Below are 19,348 nucleotides of genomic sequence, written 5' to 3'. Positions count from 1 at the left end.
CTAGGCACTGCCGGTGTCGGCGTAGGAGACGGCGGCGGCGCGGACGTCGTCGATGCGGTACTTCGTGGCGGCTTCGACGGCCTTGGAGCGGTCGAGGGTGCCTTCGCCGGCGAGGGCGGANAGGACGGCGACGACGATGGATTCGGCGTCGACGTTGAAGTACCGGCGGGCGGCGGGGCGGGTGTCGGAGAACCCGAANCCGTCGGTGCCGAGGGTGGTGTACGANCCGGGNACCCACTGGCGGATCTGGTCGGCGACGGCGCGCATCCAGTCCGAGGCCGCCACGAACGGGCCGGCCGCATCCGACAGNGCCTGGGTGACGTAGGGCAGCGGGGCGTCGGTGCCCGGGTCNCGCAGNGCCTGCTGTTCGCGTTCGATGCCCTCGCGGCGCAGTTCACCCCAGGAGGTGACCGACCACACGTCGGCGGCCACACCCCACTCGTCGGCGAGCAGTTCCTGCGCCCGCAAGCCCTCGGGCATGGTGACACCGGAGACCAGAATCTGGGCCCTGGGCGTGGAGCCTGCGGAATGCCCGTTGGACTGCGTGGAGCCTGCGGAATGCCCGTTCAATGGGGCGGAGCCGCCCGATGCTTCGGACTTCTTGAACAGGTACATGCCCTTGAGGAGGCCCTCGACGTTCAGGTTCTCCGGTTCGGCGGGCTGGGAGTAGGGCTCGTTGTAGAGGGTGATGTAGTAGAAGATGTCCTCNCCACCGAACCCGTCCACACCCTCGGTGCCGCCGTACATCCGGCGCAGCCCGTCCTTGACGATGTGCGCGATCTCGTAGGAGAACGCCGGATCGTAGGCCACGGCGGCGGGGTTGGTCGAGGCCAGCAGCAGGGAGTGCCCGTCGGCGTGCTGGAGCCCTTCCCCGGTGAGGGTGGTGCGGCCGGCGGTGGCACCGAGCACGAAGCCGCGGGCCATCTGATCGGCGGCCGCCCANAGGCCGTCGCCGGTGCGCTGGAACCCGAACATCGAGTAGAAGATGTACAGCGGGATCATCGGCTCACCGTGGGTGGCGTAGGAGGTGCCGACCGCGGTGAACGAGGCCGTCGAGCCGGCCTCGTTGATGCCCTCGTGCAGGATCTGCCCGATCTCGGACTCCTTGTACGCCAGCATCAGCTCCGCATCCACCGCCGTGTACAGCTGCCCGTTGCGGTTGTAGATCTTGAGCGAGGGGAACCAGGAGTCCATCCCGAAGGTGCGGGCCTCGTCCGGGATGATCGGCACGATCCGCTTCCCGATCTCCTTGTCCCGCAACAGCTCCTTCATGATCCGCACCAACGCCATGGTGGTCGCGACCTGCTGCTTGCCGGAGCCCTTGCGGACCACGTCATAGGACCACTCCGTGGTCTCATCCGGATCGATATCCGGCAGATACGACGCAACACCCTCACGGATGACGCGGGAGCCCGCGCGGGGCGGTCGGCGGAGGTGGTGGTCTGTTCGAGCAAGGGATACTCCATCATTGTGGGCGCGGGGTCGGGCGCCTGGGTGTCCGCCCGGGGTGAGGGCGGTGTGAATGACTCGTTTTTCGCAAGCTAGGGCTTCGCGAGCGGCCATCCCGTGATCCGCTTGGGACGCGGGGGCGCATACGTGCGCACCTTCGAGGTCGAGAGTCCCAACCCTACAAGAGATTCCGCCAATTTCACAGCGGCACTGACTCCGTCTACCACCGGCACGCCGGTGCGTTCGCGGATTCGATCGTCGAGTCCGGCCATGCCGCCGCAGCCGAGGCAGATCACCTCGGCCTTGTCTTCGCGCACGGCGTCTTCAGCCTCGTCGACGATCGCCTCGATCGTCCGTTCGGGGTCGGTCTCCAGTGCGAGGACGGGCAGACCGCTGGCGCGCACGCTCGCGCACTTGGCGTCGAGGCCGGCGAGGCGGAGCCGGTCTTCGATGAGCGGCACGGTGCGGTCGAGGGTGGTGACCACGGAGTACTTGTGCCCCAGCATCATCGCGATGCTCGCAGAGGCCTCGGTGATGTCGACGACGGGTACGTCGAGCAGTTCCTGCAGACCCTCCCGGCCGTGTTCGCCGTATCCGGCCTGGATCACCGCGTCGTAGGGTTCGGGGTACGACCGCACCCGGTCCATCACCGCGATCGCGGCGAGGTAGCTCTCGAAGTTCCCTTCGACGGATTCGGCACCGATCTCCGGTGTGAGCCCGACGATCTCGGTTCCGGGTGCTGCCGCGGCCTCGGCCTGCTTGGCGATGGCGTCCGTGATGGACGTGGTGGTGTTGACGTTGACGACGAGAATACGCATCGAAATCTCCTGTCAGTGGTCGCCGTGGCCGCTGTCCACGGCGATCGACTCGCCGGAGACGTCCACGTACTGCCGGGTGCGGTCGCCGACGACGGCGTAGATGGCTGCCGCCAGGCCGGCTCCGATGAACCACGAGAAGGGGGCGAAAAGATGGAAGGCGGGGACGATCGCGAACAGGGTGCTGACGGTGGCGGCGGGTACGAGGGCGTACACCGCTCGCAGGTTGAATCCCTTGCGGTAGTAGTAGGTTCCGGTCGGGCTGTCCGAGTAGAGGGCGGGCACGTCGACCTTGGTGCGGCGGATGAACCAGTAGTCGACGAAGATGATGCCGAACAGCGGTCCGAGGACGGCGCCGAGGCCACCGAGGAAGTAGTTGATCACCACCGGGCTGTCGTAGAGGTTCCAGGGCAGCAGGACCACGCCGATGCAGGCGCTGATGATGCCGGCCTTACGGAAGCTGATCTTCTCGGGGGCGAGGTTCGACAGTACGTAGGACGGTGCGACGAAGTTCGCCATGACGTTGACGGCCATCGTGACGATGACGAGGGAGAGGCAGGCCAGCGACAGGAACAGGGTGTTCGGGATCGCGGCGACGATGTCGGTGGGGCTGTCGATGATCGTCCCGTCGATCTGGAACTGGGCGCCGCACAGGATGAACGCGATGACGGCGAACGCGAGAACATTGACGAACAGGCCCCAGAAGTTGCCGCGCACGACGGCGGTCTTCGACGGGGAGCGCCGCGAGAAGTCGCAGAAGTTGAGGATCAGGGTGCCGTAGATCGACATCCACAGGGCTGCGCCGGCGAAGACCTGCCGCCACATCTCCCCACCCGAGGCGGGCTTGTCGGATGCCCAGGCGACGGAGAAGTCGGTGCGGAACAGCATCCACAGCGCGAGGGAGCCGACGGTGACCAGAATCAGCGGGCCTGCCAGGCTTTCGAATTTGCGCACGGCCTCCATCCCGTAGACGAGGACGACGATCTGGATCGCCCAGATCCCGATGAAGCAGATCCATCCGAGGCTGGAAAGTCCGAGGATCGAGTTCTGGTCGAAGCGGCCGAGGGACGGCGCCACGGCGACGAGGAAGATCCGGAAGACGATCGACGCGAGGTAGGTCTGGATTCCGAACCAGACGATCGCGATGATCGCGCGGACGACCGCTGGGATCTGGGCGCCGCGGATGCCGAAGCTGATCCGGCTCATCACGGGAAAGGGCACGCCCGTCTTCTGCCCCATGAATCCGGCGTAGGTCATGGCGACGCAGACGATGACCGCGCCGATCATGAGCGACAGGATCATGTGGCCGCCGCCGAGCCCGAGTGCGAACAGGCCGATGGCGAACGAGTAGTTGGCGATGTTGTGGACGTCGTTGGTCCACAGCGTGAAGATGCTGTAGGAACCCCAGCGACGGCCTGCGGCCTTCGTCGGTGCCAGGTCCGCGTTGTAGAGTTTCGGACTCGTCGTCGTGTGACGGGCGGCGGCAGTGTGGTCGACGGTGGTGATGCGCCGCGAGACTGTGTCGTCTATGAGCATGTGCCTGTCCTTGCGTGGCGGCGAACTAACTTCCGTATCACGGAAAGCTTGTTCCATTGGTCCCTCCAAGTGTGAGCCAGGCAACAGTGACCGGTCAATGATTTCCGCAGGATATATCTTGGTGGGGCACCACCCTGAACACGACAAACCCGCTGCCGCACTGGATATTTCGGATCCGGTGCGGCAGCGGGCGGGGTCGCGGCGGGGTCAGGCCAGTCCGCGGCTGAGCAGCCGTCCGCGGGGCGCCTCGTCGAGGTCGATCCGTTTTCCGGCCAGCCAGGTGCTGCGCACGACGCCGGCGAGAGCACGCCGGTCGTACGCGGAGACGGGATTCTTGTGCTGCAGGGCGGCCACGTCGACGACGAAGGCCTCCTCCGGCGCGAACACCGCGAAGTCCGCCGCGTATCCCAGCGCGATGTGCCCTTTCGTGTTCAGGCCGACCTGCTCGGCGGGGTTCTCCGCCATCCACCGGACCACGTCGTTCAGACTGTGTCCCCGCCGCTTGGCCTCCGACCACACCGCGGACAGCGACACCTGCAGCGACGCGATGCCGCCCCACGCGACCCCGAAGTCGCCGATGTCGAATCGCTTGAGGTCGACCGTGCACGGAGAGTGGTCGGTGACGACGCAGTCGATCACGCCGTCGGCGAGGCCCTGCCACAGCAGTTCCCGGTTCCCCGCTTCACGGATCGGCGGGCAGCACTTGAATTGCGTTGCTCCCGAGGGTATTTCTTCGGAGACGAACGACAGGTAGTGCGGGCAAGTCTCCACCGTGAGTTTCACGCCGTCCTTGCGGGCCGACGCGATCATCGGCAGCGCGTCGGAGCTCGACAGGTGCAGGATGTGCACCCGGCACCCCGTCCACCGCGCCAGCTCGATGACCTCCGCGATGGCGAGATTCTCGGCGCCCCGCGGCCGCGAGTCGAGGAAGTCGGCATAGTTCTCACCGCCCGGTGACATCGCGCGGTCGATCGCGTGTGCGTCCTCCGCGTGCACGATCATCATCGCGCCGAAACTGGCAATCTCCTTCAGCGCCAGTTCGAGCTCGGCCGGATCCAGCGGCGGGAACTCGTCGACGCCGGAGTGCAGCAGGAAGCACTTGAACCCGAACACGCCCGCGTCGTGCAGGGCACGCAGGTCCGGGACGTTGCCCGGCACGGCGCCGCCCCAGAACCCGACGTCGACGTACGCCTGATCCGACGCGACCCGGCGTTTGACGTCCAGCGCCGCGGCGTCGACGGTCGGCGGGATGCTGTTGAGCGGCATGTCGACGATCGTCGTCACCCCGCCGGCGGCTGCCGCGCGGGTCGCGCTCGCGAAACCCTCCCATTCGGTGCGGCCCGGCTCGTTGACGTGCACGTGGGTGTCGACGAGACCGGGGATCAGCACCTCGTCGTCGCCCAGTTCGACGACGACCTCGGCGTCGAGTTGGGCACCGTACGGTTCGATGACGACGATCCGGCCGTCCCGCACGCCCACACTGCGCGCGACCTCCCCCGCCGCGGTGATCACCCGCGGGGCGCGGAACAGCAGATCGAGCGGATCAGGCATCGTCGTCACGACCTGCGCCCGCGACCCCGCGCACCGCTGCCGCAACGGCCGGGGCGACGGCTGCGTCGAACACGCTCGGCACGATATAGGTGGCGTTGAGCTCCAACGGGGACACCGAATCGGAGATCGCGCGGGCGGCGGCGATGAGCATGTCGTCGGTGATCTCGACGGCGTGCGCGTCGAGCAGACCCCGGAACACACCCGGGAACGCGAGCACGTTGTTGATCTGGTTCGGGAAGTCGGACCGCCCGGTCGCGACGACGGCGGCGTGCTTGCCTGCCGCGACGGGATCGACCTCGGGCACCGGGTTGGCGAGCGCGAACACGACCGACCGCTCCGCCATCGTCTCGATGTCGCTGCCCGTCAGGATGTCCGGTGCCGACACACCGATGAACACGTCGGCGCCGGCCAGGGCGTCCCGCAGCGACCCGGACCGGGATTCGGGATTGGTGTTGTTCGCGATCCAGGAACGGAACGAGTCGGACGTGTCGTCTGGCGAGAGGATTCCGCTGCGGCCACACGCCACGATGTTCGTCGCACCCTGCGCGACCAGCAGGCGGATGATCGCGTGCCCGGCGGCGCCGACACCGGAGACCACGATCTTCACCGTGTCGAGGCTCTTCTCGACCACCCGCAGGGCGTTGGTCAGCGCGGCGAGGACCACGATGGCCGTGCCGTGCTGGTCGTCGTGGAACACCGGGATGTCCAGCATCTCACGGAGCCGGGCCTCGATCTCGAAGCAGCGCGGGGCGGAGATGTCCTCGAGGTTGATTCCGCCGTACACCGGGGCGAGGGCCCGGACGATCTCGACGATGGCGTTCGTGTCCTGGGTGTCCAGGCAGACCGGCCACGCGTCGACGTCCGCGAACTGCTTGAACAGCGCCGCCTTGCCCTCCATCACCGGAATCGACGCGGCGGCACCGATGTTGCCCAGCCCTAGCACCGCCGAACCGTCGGAGACGACGGCCACGGTGTTGCGTTTGATCGTCAGCCGTCGTACGTCCTCGGGGTTCTCGGCGATCGCGGTGCAGACCCGGGCGACACCGGGGGTGTACGCGCGGGACAGGTCGTCGCGGTGCTTGAGCGGAACCTTCGGCACCACTTCGAGTTTCCCGCCGAGGTGGAGCAGGAACGTGCGGTCGCTGACCTTGCCCACCACGACTCCGGGCACGTCCGCGATCGCGGACGCGATCTGCTCGGCGTGCTCGACGTCGGACGCGTCGCAGGTCACGTCGATGACCATGTGGTCGGGGTGGCTCTCGACCACGTCCAACGCGGTCATGGCGCCCTTCACGGAGGCCACCGCCCCCGCGAGGGTCGACGTGGTGCCTGCGCCGACCGGGGCCGTGACGCGAACGGTGATGGAGTAACCGGGACTGGGATTGGGCATGGGTGTTTCCTCGGGTTCGTCGAAGGGGTAGGGAGTGCTCTCGGTCAGCGGGGCGCCTGGTCGGCGACGAGCGCCTGATGGGTCTGCGGAAGCGCGTCCCACCAGGTGCGTCGCGTCTCCGCCAGTGCCGTCTCGTCGAGATCGCCGAACAGCCGCAACCGGGACAGGCCACCGTCGGGGTAGACGTCGAGCCGCAGGTGGGTGGCCGCGGCGGCGGCGTCCAGCACGAACCGGTGCCGCGTGTCGGGTTGCACGGCGGTGCGCGCCAGCAGTTCCGTCCACGCGCCCTCGTCCGCGATGTCGGCGGTGCGCGCGTCGGCGGTGCTCAGCCGCACCCAGCCCGGCGCGTTCCCCACGTAGTAACTGGTGTCGATCTCGACGTGCCGGGGGCGGCCTGCCGCGGCGAGCGAGAACACGGCGAAGTCGTTGCCGCCCCCGCGACGCCGGGAGTTCTCCCAGCCCTCCCCCATGTTCCGGGCCCGGCCGGGAAGGATGATGTTCGCCGGGGATGCGTAGAACGCGTCGGAGCAGCCGACGAGGCGGCCACCGTTCTCCGCGGCCAGCAGGTCCACGGTCCCGTCCAGGAATCGGGGGTCGGGCACGACCTCACCGTGTACGCGCAGACGCGCGACGCCGCCGTCGGGGTAGATCGAGAGGCGTACGTGGGTCCAGCGGTGCCGGTCCGCGACCGTGTACGTGTTCTCCTTGTGTCCCTCGGCCGGGGACTTCTCGACGATGGTCTGCCAGTCCGCCTTCATGACGTCCTCGATGGACGGGTAGCCCTCGATCGACGCCGCCTCGATGGAGACGAAGGGCGGGTAGTTGCCCTTGAAGTGCGCGGTGTCCACGACGACGCCGTGGATGATGCCGGCGGAACCGAGGCGGACGATCGCGTAGTCGTGGCCGTCGTCGCGGCGGCGGCGGGTCTCCCAGCCGTCGTAGACCTTGCCCTTGTGCCCGAAGTCCGCGGGGTCGAAGAACGGGGCCTCCGCCTTGATGAGGTTCTCCCGCTGGGCGAACAGTTCGTCGTTGGCGGCGGAGACGCTCCCGCCGAGGGCTCGGGAGGCGAGGTCGGGCAGGGCGGTGAAGTCGGAAGTCATGATTCTCCTCGTGTGCTGAGTGTTGCGAGTTCGTCGGACGATGCGGCGATCGTGCGGCCGATCCGGCGCAGGAGTTCCGCGGCATGTCTGATCGATCGGTGGAGGTCCGGTTCCAGGTCCGCGAGCGCGTAGGCCGCGGAGATGCCGGAGCTGTGTAATTGTGTGTCGCTGAGCAGGTTTCGACCGCAGACGGCGAGGACGGGGATTCCAGCGGTCCGCGCCTCGGTCGCGACGCCGATGGGGGCCTTGCCGTGCAGACTCTGCGCGTCCAGCGACCCCTCACCGGTGATGACGAGGTCGGCGTCGGCGAGTCGCCCGCGGAAGTCGACGAGGCCGAGGACCGTGTCGATGCCGGGCCGGATGTCCGCACCCAGAACCGAGATCGCGCCGAACGCCGCCCCGCCCGCGGCGCCCGCCCCCACGGTCCGGCTGTCGTCGCGGCCCGTGGCGGCGCGCACGACCTGCGCCCACCGGGTCATCGCGTCTTCGAGAACGACCAGTTGTCCGGCTGCTGCGCCTTTCTGGCCCGCGTACACGGCGGTGGCGCCGCTCGGGCCGAGGAGCGGGTTGTCGACGTCGCAGGCGAGCCGGAAGTGCGCCGCCCGCGCCGCCGGGTGCAGGCCGGTGAGGTCGACCCGGGCGGCGTGGCGCAGTGCCGCCCCGCCCGGTGCGACGTCCCTGCCGTCGGCGTCGAAAACACCAACGCCGAGGGCCTGCAACAAGCCGGCACCGCCGTCGGTTGACGCGCTGCCCCCGAGACCGACGATGATCTCGCGGGCTCCCCCCTCCAGTGCGTGCCTGACGACGGTGCCGAGTCCGAATGTACTGGCACCCAGTGGGTCCGGATCTCCACCGGGGAGCAGGACCAGGCCTACCGCCGACGCCAGCTCCACCACCGCGGTCGAACCGCGCACCGCGTACGACGAGGTCACGGGAAGCCCTGTCGGTCCCGTCGTGTCGACCGTCACCGGGGTCCACCCCGCGGCGACGGCGGCCGCGACCGTGCCGTCGCCGCCGTCCGCCACCGGAACGCGATCGATCACCCAGGACGGGGCACCGGCGACGAGCCCGTCGGCGAGAGCGTCCGCGACTTCCGCTGCGGTGAGGGACCCCTTGAACTTGTCGGGTGCGACCAGTACGCGTGTCACGGCGTCCCCTAGTCCAGCAGCATGAGGGCTGTGGGGGCGTGCTCCCAGCTCTCCGCCAGATCCTCGAACTCCGCGACGTTGTCGAGTTCGGTGCCCATCGCGATGTTGGTGACACGCTCGAGGAAGACCTCGACCACCACCGGGACCTTGTGCTCGCGGGCGAGTTCACGGGCCTTCTCGAGGGCGCCGGCGATCTCGCCGGGCTCGGTGACCCGCAGCGCCTTGCAGCCCAGCCCCTCGGCGACCTTGACGTGGTCGACGCCGTACCCCTTCGGCACCGCGGGCAGCGTCTCGTGCTCGCTCCGCTCCTGGGTGTTGATGTTGTCGAAGCCCAGTTGCACGCAGAAGTCCATGTCGAACGCGCGCTGCGCCTGACGGATCAGTCCCAGGTAGGAGTTGTTCACCACCACGTGGATGTACGGCAGGTTGAACTGCGCGCCCACCGCCAGTTCTTCGATCATGAACTGGAAGTCGTAGTCACCCGACAGCGCCACCACCGACGTCTCCGGCTCCGCCGCAACAACTCCCAGTGCGGCCGGGATCGTCCAGCCGAGCGGGCCGGCCTGCCCGCAGTTGATCCAGTTGCGGGCCTTGTAGACGTGCAGGAACTGGCCGCCGGCGATCTGCGAGAGCCCGATCGTGCTGACGTACCGCGTGTCGCGGCCGAAGACGCGGTTCATCTCCTCGTACACCCGCTGCGGCTTGACGGGCACGTCGTCGAAGTGGGTCTTGCGCTGCATCGTCCGCTTCCGGGTGGCGCAGTCCTCCACCCAGGTCCTGCGGTCTGCCAGCGTTCCGGCGGCCTTGCGCTCCTTCGCGACGGCGACGAACAGTTCCAGCGCCGCCTTGGCGTCGGAGACGATGCCGTAGTCGGGCGCGAACACGCGACCGATCTGGGTGGGCTCGATGTCGACGTGAACGAACTTGCGTCCCTTGCGGTAGGTGTCGAGGCCTCCCGTGTGCCGGTTGGCCCAGCGGTTGCCGATGCCGAGGACGAAGTCGGACGCCAGCATGGTGGCGTTGCCGTACCGGTGCGCGGTCTGCAGTCCGACCATGCCGGCGGCGAGACGGTGGTCGTCCGGGATCGTGCCCCAGCCCATCAGCGTCGGCACCACCGGAACGTCCAGCAGTTCGGCCAGTTCCACGAGCAGGTCCGCGGCGTCGGCGTTGATGATGCCGCCGCCCGCGACGATCAGCGGGCGTTCGGCGGCAGCCAGCATGTCGAGCGCCTTCTCCGCCTGCGCACGGGACGCGGCCGGCTTGTACACGGGCAGCGGCTGATACGTGTCGGGATCGAACTCGATCTCCGCCAACTGCACGTCGATCGGCAGGTCGATGAGCACCGGTCCCGGCCGACCGGACCGCATCAGGTGAAATGCCTGCGCGAACGCTCCCGGAACCTGGGCCGGCTCGAGCACCGTCATCGCCATCTTCGTGACCGGGCCCGCGATGGACGCGATGTCGACGGCCTGGAAGTCTTCCTTGTGCAGGCGCGCGACCGGGGCCTGGCCGGTGATCGCGAGGATCGGGATCGAGTCCGCCATCGCCGAGTACAGGCCGGTGATCATGTCGGTGCCTGCGGGCCCGGACGTGCCGATGCAGATCCCGATGTTCCCGGCCTTGGCGCGGGTGAATCCCTCGGCCATGTGCGAGGCACCCTCGACGTGGCGGGCGAGGACGTGCTTGATCCCGCCGTGGTCACGCATAGCCGAGTAGAACGGGTTGATCGCCGCACCGGGGAGACCGAACGCCTGGGTGGCGCCTTCGAGTTCCAGAATCTTGACCGCTGCGTCAGCGGCGCGCATACGAGGCATATCACTTCTCCATCGAGGATTACGAGTTGAAACGGGTCACTGGGAGGGGCGGCCGGACAGCCGCTCCACTCCACGCAGCAGGCCCGAATGGTCCAGGCCGCCATCGCCGTTCGCACGGGCGGAGGCCATCAGCTGGGCGACGACGGCGCCGAGGGGTGTCACGACACCGGCCTCGCGGGCGGCGCTGGTCACGATGCCGAGGTCCTTGTGGTGCAGGTCGATGCGGAATCCGGGTTCGAACGACCGGTCCAACATCTTCTGCGCCTTCTGGTTGAGGACGGCCGATCCGGCGAGCCCGCCACCGAGTACCTCCACGGCGGCCGCGGTGTCGACACCGTAGGCCTCGAGGAAGATGATCGCCTCGGCGAGGAGTTGGATGTTGCCGGCGACGATCAACTGGTTCGCGGCCTTGACCGTCTGCCCGGAGCCGTTGGGGCCCACGTGGACCACGGTCTTCCCGACGGCGTCGAGGATCGGCTTCGCGGCGGCGAAGTCCTCGTCCTTGCCGCCGACCATGATCGACAGGGCCGCGTTCTTCGCGCCTGCCTCACCGCCCGAGACGGGGGCGTCGATCAGCCGGAAGCCACGCTCGGCCGCCTGCGCGGCGAGTGCGGTGGTGACGTCGGGCCGGATGCTGGAGAAGTCGATGATCAGGGCACCGGCCGGGGCGTGCGCGAACACACCGTCCTCACCGGCGAGTACGGCCTGGACGTCCGGCGAGTCGGGGACCATGACGGCTACGACGTCGGCACCGGCGACGGCCTTGGCTATGGAGTCGGCCGCGGTGCCCCCGGCCTCGACGAGCGCCGCGGTGCGCTCGGGCGAGCGGTTGTATCCGACCACCTGGTGGCCGGCCTTGGTGAGATGAACGGCCATGGGGCTGCCCATGATTCCGAGTCCGATGAATGCGATTGTGCTCACGAGTCTCCTCGATTCCGTCGAAGTGTGGTGGTGGGTGTCAGCGGCCGGCGCGGGTCGCGCGCTGCTCGCGGGGCAACCAGTCGAACGTGTCGGGCCGCGTCGCCTTGTACTCGAGGCCGATGTAGCCGCGGTAGCCGTGCCCGGCCAGTTGCTTCAGGTAGCCGTCGATGTCGAGGGTTCCGGTGCCGGGTTCGCCGCGTCCCGGCGCATCCGCGATCTGCACGTGCCCGATCCGGTCGGCGTAGGTGTCGATCGCGGCGCCGACGTCGTCGCCGTTGACCTCGAGGTGGTAGAGGTCGGCGAGGAGCCGGAGCGAGTCGACACCGTGCTCGGCCTTCACCCGGTCGATCACGGCGATCGCTTCGGCCGCGGTCTTCAGCGGGTACGCCGGTGTGCCGCTGACCGGTTCGACGAGCACGACCGCACCGATACGATCTGCCGCCTTGCCCGCCTGGGCGAGGTTCTCGGTGGCCGTGTCGTCCTGGATCTTCGGATCCGTGCCGTCGATACGATTACCATACAGGGCGTTGAAAGCTTTGGTGCCCAGCCGTTCTCCGATACCGATGGTGATGTCGATGTTGTCGCGGAACGCCGACACCTGCGCCGGGTCGGACAGCAGTCCGCGATCCCCCGCCGACATGTTGCCCGCCGCGAAGTTCAATCCGGTGAGCTGCACTCCGGCGTTCTCGATCGCGGCCACGAAGGTGTCGACGTCGCTGTCCTTCGGTACGGCGGTGTCGAACGGCCACCAGAATTCGACAGCGTCGAATCCGGCGTCCCGGGCGGCCTCCGGGCGCTGCAGGAGCGGCACGTCGGTGAGCAGGATCGAGCAGTTCAGGGTGTAGGCAAAGGTGTCCATCGGCTGTTCTTTCGCTTTCGAGGTGTTCAGGAGACGGTGGTGTTGTCGGGCTCGGGCAGGCCGCGGTAGCGTCGCCAGCCGCCGTGATCGGTGATCTCGGTGAGCTCACCGGCCTTGCTCTCGAGCAGGCCCGGTCGCAGCCCCACCGCGAGAACCGAACGGCCGTCGGACAGTTCGATCACGGTGAGCTCGAGTTCCTCGGGCTCCTCGGGGAGGAAGTCGGTGCGAATGTCGCCGATCGGCACGTCGTAGAGTTCGCCCTCGATCGAGGCACCTCCGGTCTCCGTCAGCAGGAGGGCCGGGAATTCGTCACGTACGGAGAAGAATCGATAGTTCGGCGCAGTTCGCACCGTACCGAGGAACGTGTGCGCAGACACGTTGTGATGCAGGTTTCCGCCACGCATCGCTCCACCGTTGCAGAACAATTCGGCCATCTTGTCAGCTCCTTCTTCCATGGGCAGTAGCCGTCGTTTCAGGCGTGTCTGCCAATTCGATCGCGACCTGAAGCAGCGCTTCGCGGAGTCGCTTGGTGTTGGCGTCGAGTCCTTCACGCACCAGGCCCTGAGTGACCGGCCACGGGGTGTCGCTGATGACGTCGTGATCGGTGACCAGGGCGATGCAGGTGTAGGACATGCCGAGTTCCCGGGCCAGCGCAGCTTCGGGATACGGGGTCATGCTGATCAGGTCCCAGCCCTGGGCGGCGTACCAGCGGGATTCGGCGCGGGTCGAGAACCGGGGGCCGCGGATCGCGACCATCACGCCGCCGTCGTTGACCACCCAGCCGCTCCTGCGGAGCGTCGAGACCACCGCCTGCCGTCCGCGGACGCAGAACGGGTCCGCGAAGGAGATGTGGACGTCGTCGTCGTGGAACGTGTCGTCGGTGCGGCCGGTGCGGTCGACCAACTGGTCGGGGACTACGACCGATCCGACACCGATCGCCGGTCGCAGCGAGCCGGACGGGGTGGGAGCGAGGATCGTCCGCACACCCAGGCTGTGCAGTGCCCAGATGTTCGCGCGGGCATTGATCCGGTGCGGCGGGATGTTGCGGTGCCGCCCGGTGCGGGTCAGGTAGGCGAGCCGACGGCCCCCGGAGGATCCCAGGACGATGTTGTCGGAGGTGGGACCGTACGGGGTGTCGACCGAGACCTGTTCGGCGTCGTCGAGCAGACCGTGATACCCCCAGGTACCGAGCAGGCCGACGGTGGGCTGAGTGTCAGGCATGGTGGTTCACCGTTCCTTCCGGGGTCCTGCTCACGGACAGCGCTTCGGGCTTCTCGATCGCCGGCCTGGCCGGGGTGGTGGCGAGGTGTTCGTGCCCGGGGTGCGGGTGGGCGACGACGTCGTCCGGATCGTCGGGCGTGACCGTCCCGTCGAGAACCGCCCGCATCTTGTCCTTGTCGAGCAGGCCCTCCCAGTTCGCGACCACGAACGTGGCCATGCAGTTGCCGAACAGGTTGGTGAAGACCCGCATGGAGTCCATCAACCGGTCGGCGCCCAGGAGCAGCGCGACGGCGGCCACGGGGAACGCGCCGATCGCGGCGGCGGTGGCCGAGAGTGCGACGAACGCGGAGCCCGGCACGCCTGCCATGCCCTTCGAGCTGAGAATGAGGATGCCCATGATGGCGAGCTGCTCCCCGAATCCGAGGTCGACACCCACAGCCTGCGCGAGGAACATCATTGCGAGCGACAGGTAGATGGCGGCACCGTCGAGGTTGAACGAGTACCCGGTGGGAATCACCAGACCGACGACGGCGCGGTCGCAGCCGGCATTGTCGAGCTTCTTGATGATGCGCGGCATGACGGCCTCGGACGACCCCGTGCCCAGCGCGAGCATGAACTCTTCGCGGCAGTACTTGACGAACTTCCAGGGATTGAGGCCGGTCAGGAGCCTGACCACAGTGGCGAGGACGACGATGAAGAACAGGGCCGCGCCGTACGCCGAGAGCACCAGGATCCCGAAGGACTTCAGCGAACCGGCGCCGTAGTTGCCGACCGTGTAGGCCATCGCACCGAACGCGCCGAGCGGCGCCAGGTACATGATGTAGCCGACGATGCGGAAGATGACGTGCAGCGACTGGTCGATCACGTCCATCAGGACCGGCGGAGCGGTTTCGCTGAAGGACGCGAGAGCGACGCCGAAGAGGATCGAGAACAGCAGCACCTGGAGCAGGCTGTTCGTCGCGAACGCGTCGAACACGCTGGTCGGGATGATGTGCATGACGAACTCGACGCCGCCGGGCATGTGACCGCCCTGCGTCTTCTCGTCCAACGCGGAGGTGTCCAGCGTGGCCGGGTCGATGTTCAGGCCACTGCCCGGCTGCACGAGGTTGCCGACCAGCAGGCCGAGCCCCAGCGCGCAGATCGTCGCGCCCATGAACCAGAGCAGTGCTTTGGCGCCGATCTGGCCGAGCGCCTTCATGCTGCCGACCTTCGCGATGCCGGTGACGATCACCAGGAAGATCAGCGGGGCGACCACCATTTTGATGAGCTTGATGAAGCCCTCGCCCAGTGGGGCCAGGTGATGCGAAAACTCGGGGAACAGGATGCCGGTGGCGATGCCCAGGGCAATTCCGATCAGGACCTGGACGAACAGCGATCTGTACCAACGCTGCTTCTTGGGTTTTGCAGCGATTTCGACTTCAGACACGGGGCCCTCCCTCGGGGCTTGGTATTTTCCATATTATGGAAGTTGTATTTCGTATCTCGATATAGTGAACGCCGTCACACCGCGTTTTGTCAACCGATGTAGTGAAGGAATCGGCGCGATCCGCCACAACCGCGCTATCGTCATACGGAGCGCCCTTTCCGCCTGACGGAAAGAATGGGGGGCTCCCGGGGGAGGCACCCCGAGGCAGTCAGAGGATGGAGCCAGACATGACGAACGGTCAGAACGCGGCCGGCGGCGTGCAGTCGGTCGAGCGCGCCTTCGACATACTCGAGATCATGGCGAGCGCCGGTGGGTCCATCGGCGTCAGTGAACTCGCCGAACTGGCCGGACTCCCCCTCCCGACGATCCACCGGCTGATCCGCACGCTGATGAACCGCGGATACGTCCGGCAACTGCCGACCCGCCGGTACGCGCTCGGCCCCAAGCTCATTCGGCTCGGCGAGAGCGCCACACAACTGATCGGCGCATGGTCCCGACCGCACCTCTCCGAACTGGTGCGAGGCACCGGGGAGACCGCGAACATGGCCGTCCTCGACGGCACCATGGCCGTCTACGTGGCACAGGTGCCGTCCGAACACTCCATGCGCATGTTCACCGAGGTCGGCCGCCGCGTCTACCCGCACTGCACCGGCGTCGGCAAGGCCATCCTCATGCAACTGTCGAACGACGCCGTGCGCTCACTGGTCGGCCGGACCGGAATGACGACCTATACCGAGAATTCCCTGACCGACCCCGACCTGCTGATCGCCGATCTCGAGCTGAGCAGGAACCGCGGCTTCGCCATCGACGAGGGCGAGCAGGAGATCGGCGTCCGCTGCTTCTCGGTGCCGGTGCCGAACGCTCCGACGCCCACCGCCATCTCCGTCTCCGGGCCCGCGGCCCGCGTCACCCTCGAATCGGCCGACCACATCGTGCCGCTACTCAAACGCGTCGCGAAGGAACTCGGCACGGAGTTCGACAAGAACGCGGCGCTCTAGGCGCGCCCTCCCATCAACAAAGGTTGACGAGGTAGTTCCCATCAACTTAAGTTGATACCTGTGAGTGACGATCCGAACCCGGCCACCGCGTTCGCTGCCGTCGTCGCGCTGCGGCGGCAGGCCGATCAGCTCGAGCGCGACGCCGTCGCCGACGCACTGTCCGCCGGCTGGACCTGGGCGGACATCGGTCAGGCTCTCGGCGTCTCGGGTCAGGCGGCGCACAAACGCCTCGGCCCGGGGCGATCCGCCGACAAGAAGACGAGGGGACCACGATGAAGTTGACCCGGGCCTGGCGCGACATGCGCACGATGAAGACCCTGTTCTCCGAAACGGAGGCCGAAGCCGACCGGCTCGGCGACCGCGATCCCGGCCTCGAGCACCTGCTCCTCGCGTCTTTCGCGCTGCCGGACGGAACGACGGGCCGGGTGTTCGACCGTCTCGGATCGAACCGGGCCGCACTGCGCGAGGAGATCATTCACGTGCACGGCGAGGCCCTCGCGGCGGCAGGCATGACCGACGTGGGCGCCGCCACCAGCGCACTCACCCGCCCCCGCACCGGTCCGCTGCGGCTGACCGAACCGGCCCAGGGCGCGTTCCGCAACGCGGTGGCTCTCGCGAAATCGGAACGCAGGCCGATCGTCGGCGCCGACATCGTCGCGGCCGTTGCCACCGTCACCCACGGCACCGCGGCGCGGGCACTGGAATCGCTGGGGCTCGTCCGGTCCGCAGTCGCCGACGCCGCGCGGGCGGAGCCGGCACGATGAGCGGACGGCCCAGGATCGGTGATCGCCGCCTGCGCGGATAGGCTCGACACGTGGTTCTTCCCAGCGCGACTTCGGTGTCACCGGCAGATGTTCTCGGTTCCATGCGGGACGTCATCGACGGTCCCCTGCCCGACATCGCCGTCCGCTTCTCCAAGTTCCTCGCCGACATCTGGCCGCACACCGCGCTGGTGATCTTCACCCGGGAATGCACGGGGCGTCCCCGCAAGGTCAGCGGCGACCCCGCGGTCGTCGAACGGGTCACCATCGCCGAACTGGACGCGTTGCGCACCCGGATGACGGAAGGCACGCCGTTCGACGACCAGACCGTGGTGGCCGGATCGAAGCGGAAGGTGTGGGCACTCCTCGACGCGACGGGCACCCTTCTACTCGTCCTGCCGAAGCCGCGGCAGCAGATCCGGGAGGTCCCGCTGGTGGCGGGCGCCTTCGGTGTCGTCGCCGTGTCGATCCGGCATCAGGTTGCGCAAGCGAGCCCGGCGTACCTGGCGGAATCGCGGGCCGCGTCGAGCGAGCGTGCCAGGACGATCGTGGAGTTGACGGACCTGCACGCCGCGACGCTCGAATCGATCCTGTCGACATTGCGGTCCAACGACCTCGACGACCGTCGGTCGCGGATCACGGCGAGCGAGACGGCGTCGTCGGCGCTGATCACCCTGCGGTCGGCGGGCGAGTCCGACCGCATCCTCGCGGAGGAAGCCGTCACCACGGCGTTCGCCCGGTTGCAGGGCGAACTCCGACCACTGCTCCAGCACCGGCCCGTGCGCGTCGACTACGTCGACCCGCCGGTGGACGGCCGCGCGCTCCCCGGTGAGGTGGCCAGCGCCGCGCGGGCCGTCGTGCGCAGCGCCGTCCTGGCATTCGCGACCCAGTCCACCCTGGAGCGCATCCGCATCGCCTGGGACTGCGACGGCTCCAACCTCCTCGTCGAAGTCCGCGACGACGCCGAGGGCGCACTCGACACAGACACGCTGGTGCGGCAACTGTCCGGACGGGTGCACACGCTCGGTGGCCGGATCGACGTCGAGTCGGTCGACGGGTGGGGGTCCCGGGTGGCGGTCGCGATCCCCCTCGACGTCCCCGCGGCGCGACCCGACGAACAGCAACTCGCCGACCTCAACCCCCGCGAACTCGAGGTCCTGGGTCACCTGGCCACCGGTAAGAGGAACAAGGCGATCGCCGACAGCCTCGGCATCAGCGAGAGCACGGTCAAGTTCCACGTCGCGGGTGTGCTGAAGAAACTCGGGGTGGCGTCCCGGGGCGAGGCGGGTGCGATCGCCCTCGAGGCCGGCGTCCGCGCCGACACCACCGGCAGGCACTGACCCCAGGTGAGTGGCAAAGTGTGCGGGAGCACACCGTGCCACTCACGTCAGGTGATGCGGTCCGGGTGGGTGTAGAGGTTCATGGTGGTGCCGCGGAGGAACCCGATCAGGGTCAGCCCGGTGTCGTGGGCGAGGTCGATCGCCAGCGACGACGGCGCGGACACCGCCGCGAGAATCGGAATCCCCGCCATCACCGCCTTCTGCGCCAACTCGAACGACGCCCGACCACTGACGAGCAACACCGTCCCGCGCAGCGGCACCCGATCCTGTTCGGTGGCCCACCCGATCAGCTTGTCGACGGCATTGTGCCGGCCGACGTCCTCCTTGACCGCGAGCAGTTCCCCGGACCGGGTGAACAACCCCGCCGCGTGCAAACCCCCGGTGGTGTCGAACACCTTCTGCGCCGCCCGCAACCGGTCCGGCAACTCCGCGATGGTCGCCGCCTCCACCCGCACCGTGTCCGTGGCCGGGGAATGCCGGGTCCGTTGCCGGATCGCGTCGAGGGACGCCTTCCCGCACACCCCGCACGAGGACGTGGTGTAGAAGTTGCGTTCGATGCCCATGTCCGGCAGGAACACTCCCGGCGCCAGGTCCACATCCAGCACGTTGTAGGTGTTGACGCCGTGCTCGTCGACACTGTTGCAGTACCGGATCGACGCAATATCGGCGCGCCCGGTGATGATGCCCTCGGTCAGCAAGAACCCCTGCGCCAACTCCACATCCGAGCCGGGGGTCCGCATCGTCACCGCCAACGGTGTGCCGTTCACCCGGATCTCGAGGGGTTCCTCCACCACCACCGTGTCCGGGCGGGTCGAGTGCCGGGTGTCGGTGATCCGGGTGACCGGGGTCCGGGTCGTCACCCGCCCCACCGGTCAGCCCCGCTTCTCGAGGCGGATGGTGACCGCCTTCGACACCGGGGTGTTCGACTTGCGCGCGACGTGATCGAGCGGGATCAGCGGATTCGTCTCCGGGTAGTAGGCGGCCACATTCCCGACCGGGGTCGGGTAGGGCACCAACCG

The 19,348-nt window shown here is 68.0% G+C and carries 17 protein-coding genes and 1 pseudogene; 4 read left to right on the top strand and 14 right to left on the bottom strand.

Annotated elements, in window-relative coordinates; genetic code table 11:
• The 13 genes and pseudogenes from CA951_RS21660 to dctA all read right to left on the bottom strand — a co-directional run.
• Window positions 1-1,341: pseudogene (locus CA951_RS21660) on the bottom strand (pyruvate dehydrogenase (acetyl-transferring), homodimeric type); the annotation flags it as partial.
• A gap of 200 nt (window positions 1,342-1,541) precedes the next feature.
• Window positions 1,542-2,267 carry an aspartate/glutamate racemase family protein gene (locus tag CA951_RS21655; protein WP_087558780.1) on the bottom strand — a complete coding sequence of 242 codons (726 nt, stop codon included), beginning with the start codon at window positions 2,265-2,267 and terminating at the stop codon, window positions 1,542-1,544.
• 12 nt (window positions 2,268-2,279) lie between these two features.
• The gene (locus tag CA951_RS21650; protein ID WP_087558779.1) at window positions 2,280-3,800 is read right to left on the bottom strand and encodes an NCS1 family nucleobase:cation symporter-1; all 1,521 of its coding nucleotides are present in this window, start codon (window positions 3,798-3,800) and stop codon (window positions 2,280-2,282) included.
• Between the two features lie 207 nt (window positions 3,801-4,007).
• Window positions 4,008-5,351 carry an allantoinase AllB gene (allB, locus tag CA951_RS21645; RefSeq protein ID WP_087558778.1) on the bottom strand — a complete coding sequence of 448 codons (1,344 nt, stop codon included), beginning with the start codon at window positions 5,349-5,351 and terminating at the stop codon, window positions 4,008-4,010.
• Window positions 5,344-6,741, bottom strand: a complete 1,398-nt coding sequence (locus CA951_RS21640) for an NAD-dependent malic enzyme (RefSeq protein ID WP_087558777.1) — start codon at window positions 6,739-6,741, stop codon at window positions 5,344-5,346. The genes allB and CA951_RS21640 overlap by 8 nt, the downstream gene beginning before the upstream one ends.
• Window positions 6,742-6,785: 44 nt before the next feature.
• Window positions 6,786-7,841, bottom strand: coding sequence for an allantoicase (gene alc, locus CA951_RS21635; RefSeq protein ID WP_087558776.1), 1,056 nt, complete (start codon window positions 7,839-7,841; stop codon window positions 6,786-6,788).
• On the bottom strand, window positions 7,838-8,989 hold the full coding sequence (locus tag CA951_RS21630) for a glycerate kinase (protein ID WP_087558775.1): 1,152 nt from the start codon (window positions 8,987-8,989) through the stop codon (window positions 7,838-7,840). The genes alc and CA951_RS21630 overlap by 4 nt, the downstream gene beginning before the upstream one ends.
• Before the next feature lie 8 nt (window positions 8,990-8,997).
• Window positions 8,998-10,803, bottom strand: a complete 1,806-nt coding sequence (gcl, locus tag CA951_RS21625) for a glyoxylate carboligase (protein WP_087558774.1) — start codon at window positions 10,801-10,803, stop codon at window positions 8,998-9,000.
• Window positions 10,804-10,839: 36 nt separating this feature from the next.
• Window positions 10,840-11,724: a 2-hydroxy-3-oxopropionate reductase gene (locus CA951_RS21620; protein ID WP_087558773.1), complete on the bottom strand. Its 885-nt coding sequence runs from the start codon at window positions 11,722-11,724 to the stop codon at window positions 10,840-10,842.
• A gap of 37 nt (window positions 11,725-11,761) precedes the next feature.
• A complete protein-coding gene (locus CA951_RS21615) occupies window positions 11,762-12,583 on the bottom strand; it encodes a hydroxypyruvate isomerase family protein (RefSeq protein ID WP_087558772.1) in 822 nt (273 codons plus the stop codon).
• 26 nt (window positions 12,584-12,609) lie between these two features.
• Entirely contained in the window at window positions 12,610-13,017 is a 408-nt protein-coding gene (locus CA951_RS21610; protein WP_072951000.1) for a gamma-glutamylcyclotransferase, read from the bottom strand.
• Between the two features lie 4 nt (window positions 13,018-13,021).
• Window positions 13,022-13,804: an MTAP family purine nucleoside phosphorylase gene (locus CA951_RS21605; protein WP_087558771.1), complete on the bottom strand. Its 783-nt coding sequence runs from the start codon at window positions 13,802-13,804 to the stop codon at window positions 13,022-13,024.
• Window positions 13,797-15,230, bottom strand: coding sequence for a C4-dicarboxylate transporter DctA (dctA, locus tag CA951_RS21600; protein ID WP_087558770.1), 1,434 nt, complete (start codon window positions 15,228-15,230; stop codon window positions 13,797-13,799). The genes CA951_RS21605 and dctA overlap by 8 nt, the downstream gene beginning before the upstream one ends.
• A 227-nt stretch (window positions 15,231-15,457) precedes the next feature.
• Between dctA and CA951_RS21595 the strand changes: the two genes are divergently transcribed.
• The 4 genes from CA951_RS21595 to CA951_RS21580 all read left to right on the top strand — a co-directional run bounded on the left by CA951_RS21595 (window position 15,458) and on the right by CA951_RS21580 (window position 18,329).
• Window positions 15,458-16,228, top strand: a complete 771-nt coding sequence (locus tag CA951_RS21595) for an IclR family transcriptional regulator (RefSeq protein WP_087558769.1) — start codon at window positions 15,458-15,460, stop codon at window positions 16,226-16,228.
• Between the two features lie 60 nt (window positions 16,229-16,288).
• On the top strand, window positions 16,289-16,504 hold the full coding sequence (locus tag CA951_RS21590; protein ID WP_087558768.1) for a hypothetical protein: 216 nt from the start codon (window positions 16,289-16,291) through the stop codon (window positions 16,502-16,504).
• On the top strand, window positions 16,501-16,992 hold the full coding sequence (locus CA951_RS21585) for a Clp protease N-terminal domain-containing protein (protein ID WP_087558767.1): 492 nt from the start codon (window positions 16,501-16,503) through the stop codon (window positions 16,990-16,992). The genes CA951_RS21590 and CA951_RS21585 overlap by 4 nt, the downstream gene beginning before the upstream one ends.
• A gap of 101 nt (window positions 16,993-17,093) precedes the next feature.
• Window positions 17,094-18,329, top strand: coding sequence for a LuxR C-terminal-related transcriptional regulator (locus tag CA951_RS21580; protein ID WP_087558982.1), 1,236 nt, complete (start codon window positions 17,094-17,096; stop codon window positions 18,327-18,329).
• Window positions 18,330-18,376: 47 nt separating this feature from the next.
• On the opposite strand, the gene fdhD is transcribed toward CA951_RS21580, so the two are convergent.
• On the bottom strand, window positions 18,377-19,198 hold the full coding sequence (gene fdhD, locus CA951_RS21575; RefSeq protein WP_087558766.1) for a formate dehydrogenase accessory sulfurtransferase FdhD: 822 nt from the start codon (window positions 19,196-19,198) through the stop codon (window positions 18,377-18,379).
• Window positions 19,199-19,348: the final 150 nt, after the last annotated feature.

It is taken from the genome of Rhodococcus sp. NCIMB 12038 (genome assembly GCF_002165735.1).
Lineage (GTDB): Bacteria > Actinomycetota > Actinomycetes > Mycobacteriales > Mycobacteriaceae > Rhodococcus_F.
This window is presented reverse-complemented; position numbering and strand designations above follow the sequence as displayed.

Coding starts and splice junctions, on each gene's coding strand:
- CA951_RS21615 (WP_087558772.1), bottom strand. CDS start 12,583: ATGGACACCTTTGCCTACACCCTGAACTGCTCGATCCTGCTCACCGAC.
- CA951_RS21640 (WP_087558777.1), bottom strand. CDS start 6,741: ATGCCCAATCCCAGTCCCGGTTACTCCATCACCGTTCGCGTCACGGCC.
- CA951_RS21650 (WP_087558779.1), bottom strand. CDS start 3,800: ATGCTCATAGACGACACAGTCTCGCGGCGCATCACCACCGTCGACCAC.
- CA951_RS21605 (WP_087558771.1), bottom strand. CDS start 13,804: ATGCCTGACACTCAGCCCACCGTCGGCCTGCTCGGTACCTGGGGGTAT.
- alc (WP_087558776.1), bottom strand. CDS start 7,841: ATGACTTCCGACTTCACCGCCCTGCCCGACCTCGCCTCCCGAGCCCTC.
- CA951_RS21655 (WP_087558780.1), bottom strand. CDS start 2,267: ATGCGTATTCTCGTCGTCAACGTCAACACCACCACGTCCATCACGGAC.
- gcl (WP_087558774.1), bottom strand. CDS start 10,803: ATGCCTCGTATGCGCGCCGCTGACGCAGCGGTCAAGATTCTGGAACTC.
- CA951_RS21580 (WP_087558982.1), top strand. CDS start 17,094: ATGCGGGACGTCATCGACGGTCCCCTGCCCGACATCGCCGTCCGCTTC.
- CA951_RS21595 (WP_087558769.1), top strand. CDS start 15,458: ATGACGAACGGTCAGAACGCGGCCGGCGGCGTGCAGTCGGTCGAGCGC.
- CA951_RS21610 (WP_072951000.1), bottom strand. CDS start 13,017: ATGGCCGAATTGTTCTGCAACGGTGGAGCGATGCGTGGCGGAAACCTG.
- CA951_RS21585 (WP_087558767.1), top strand. CDS start 16,501: ATGAAGTTGACCCGGGCCTGGCGCGACATGCGCACGATGAAGACCCTG.
- allB (WP_087558778.1), bottom strand. CDS start 5,351: ATGCCTGATCCGCTCGATCTGCTGTTCCGCGCCCCGCGGGTGATCACC.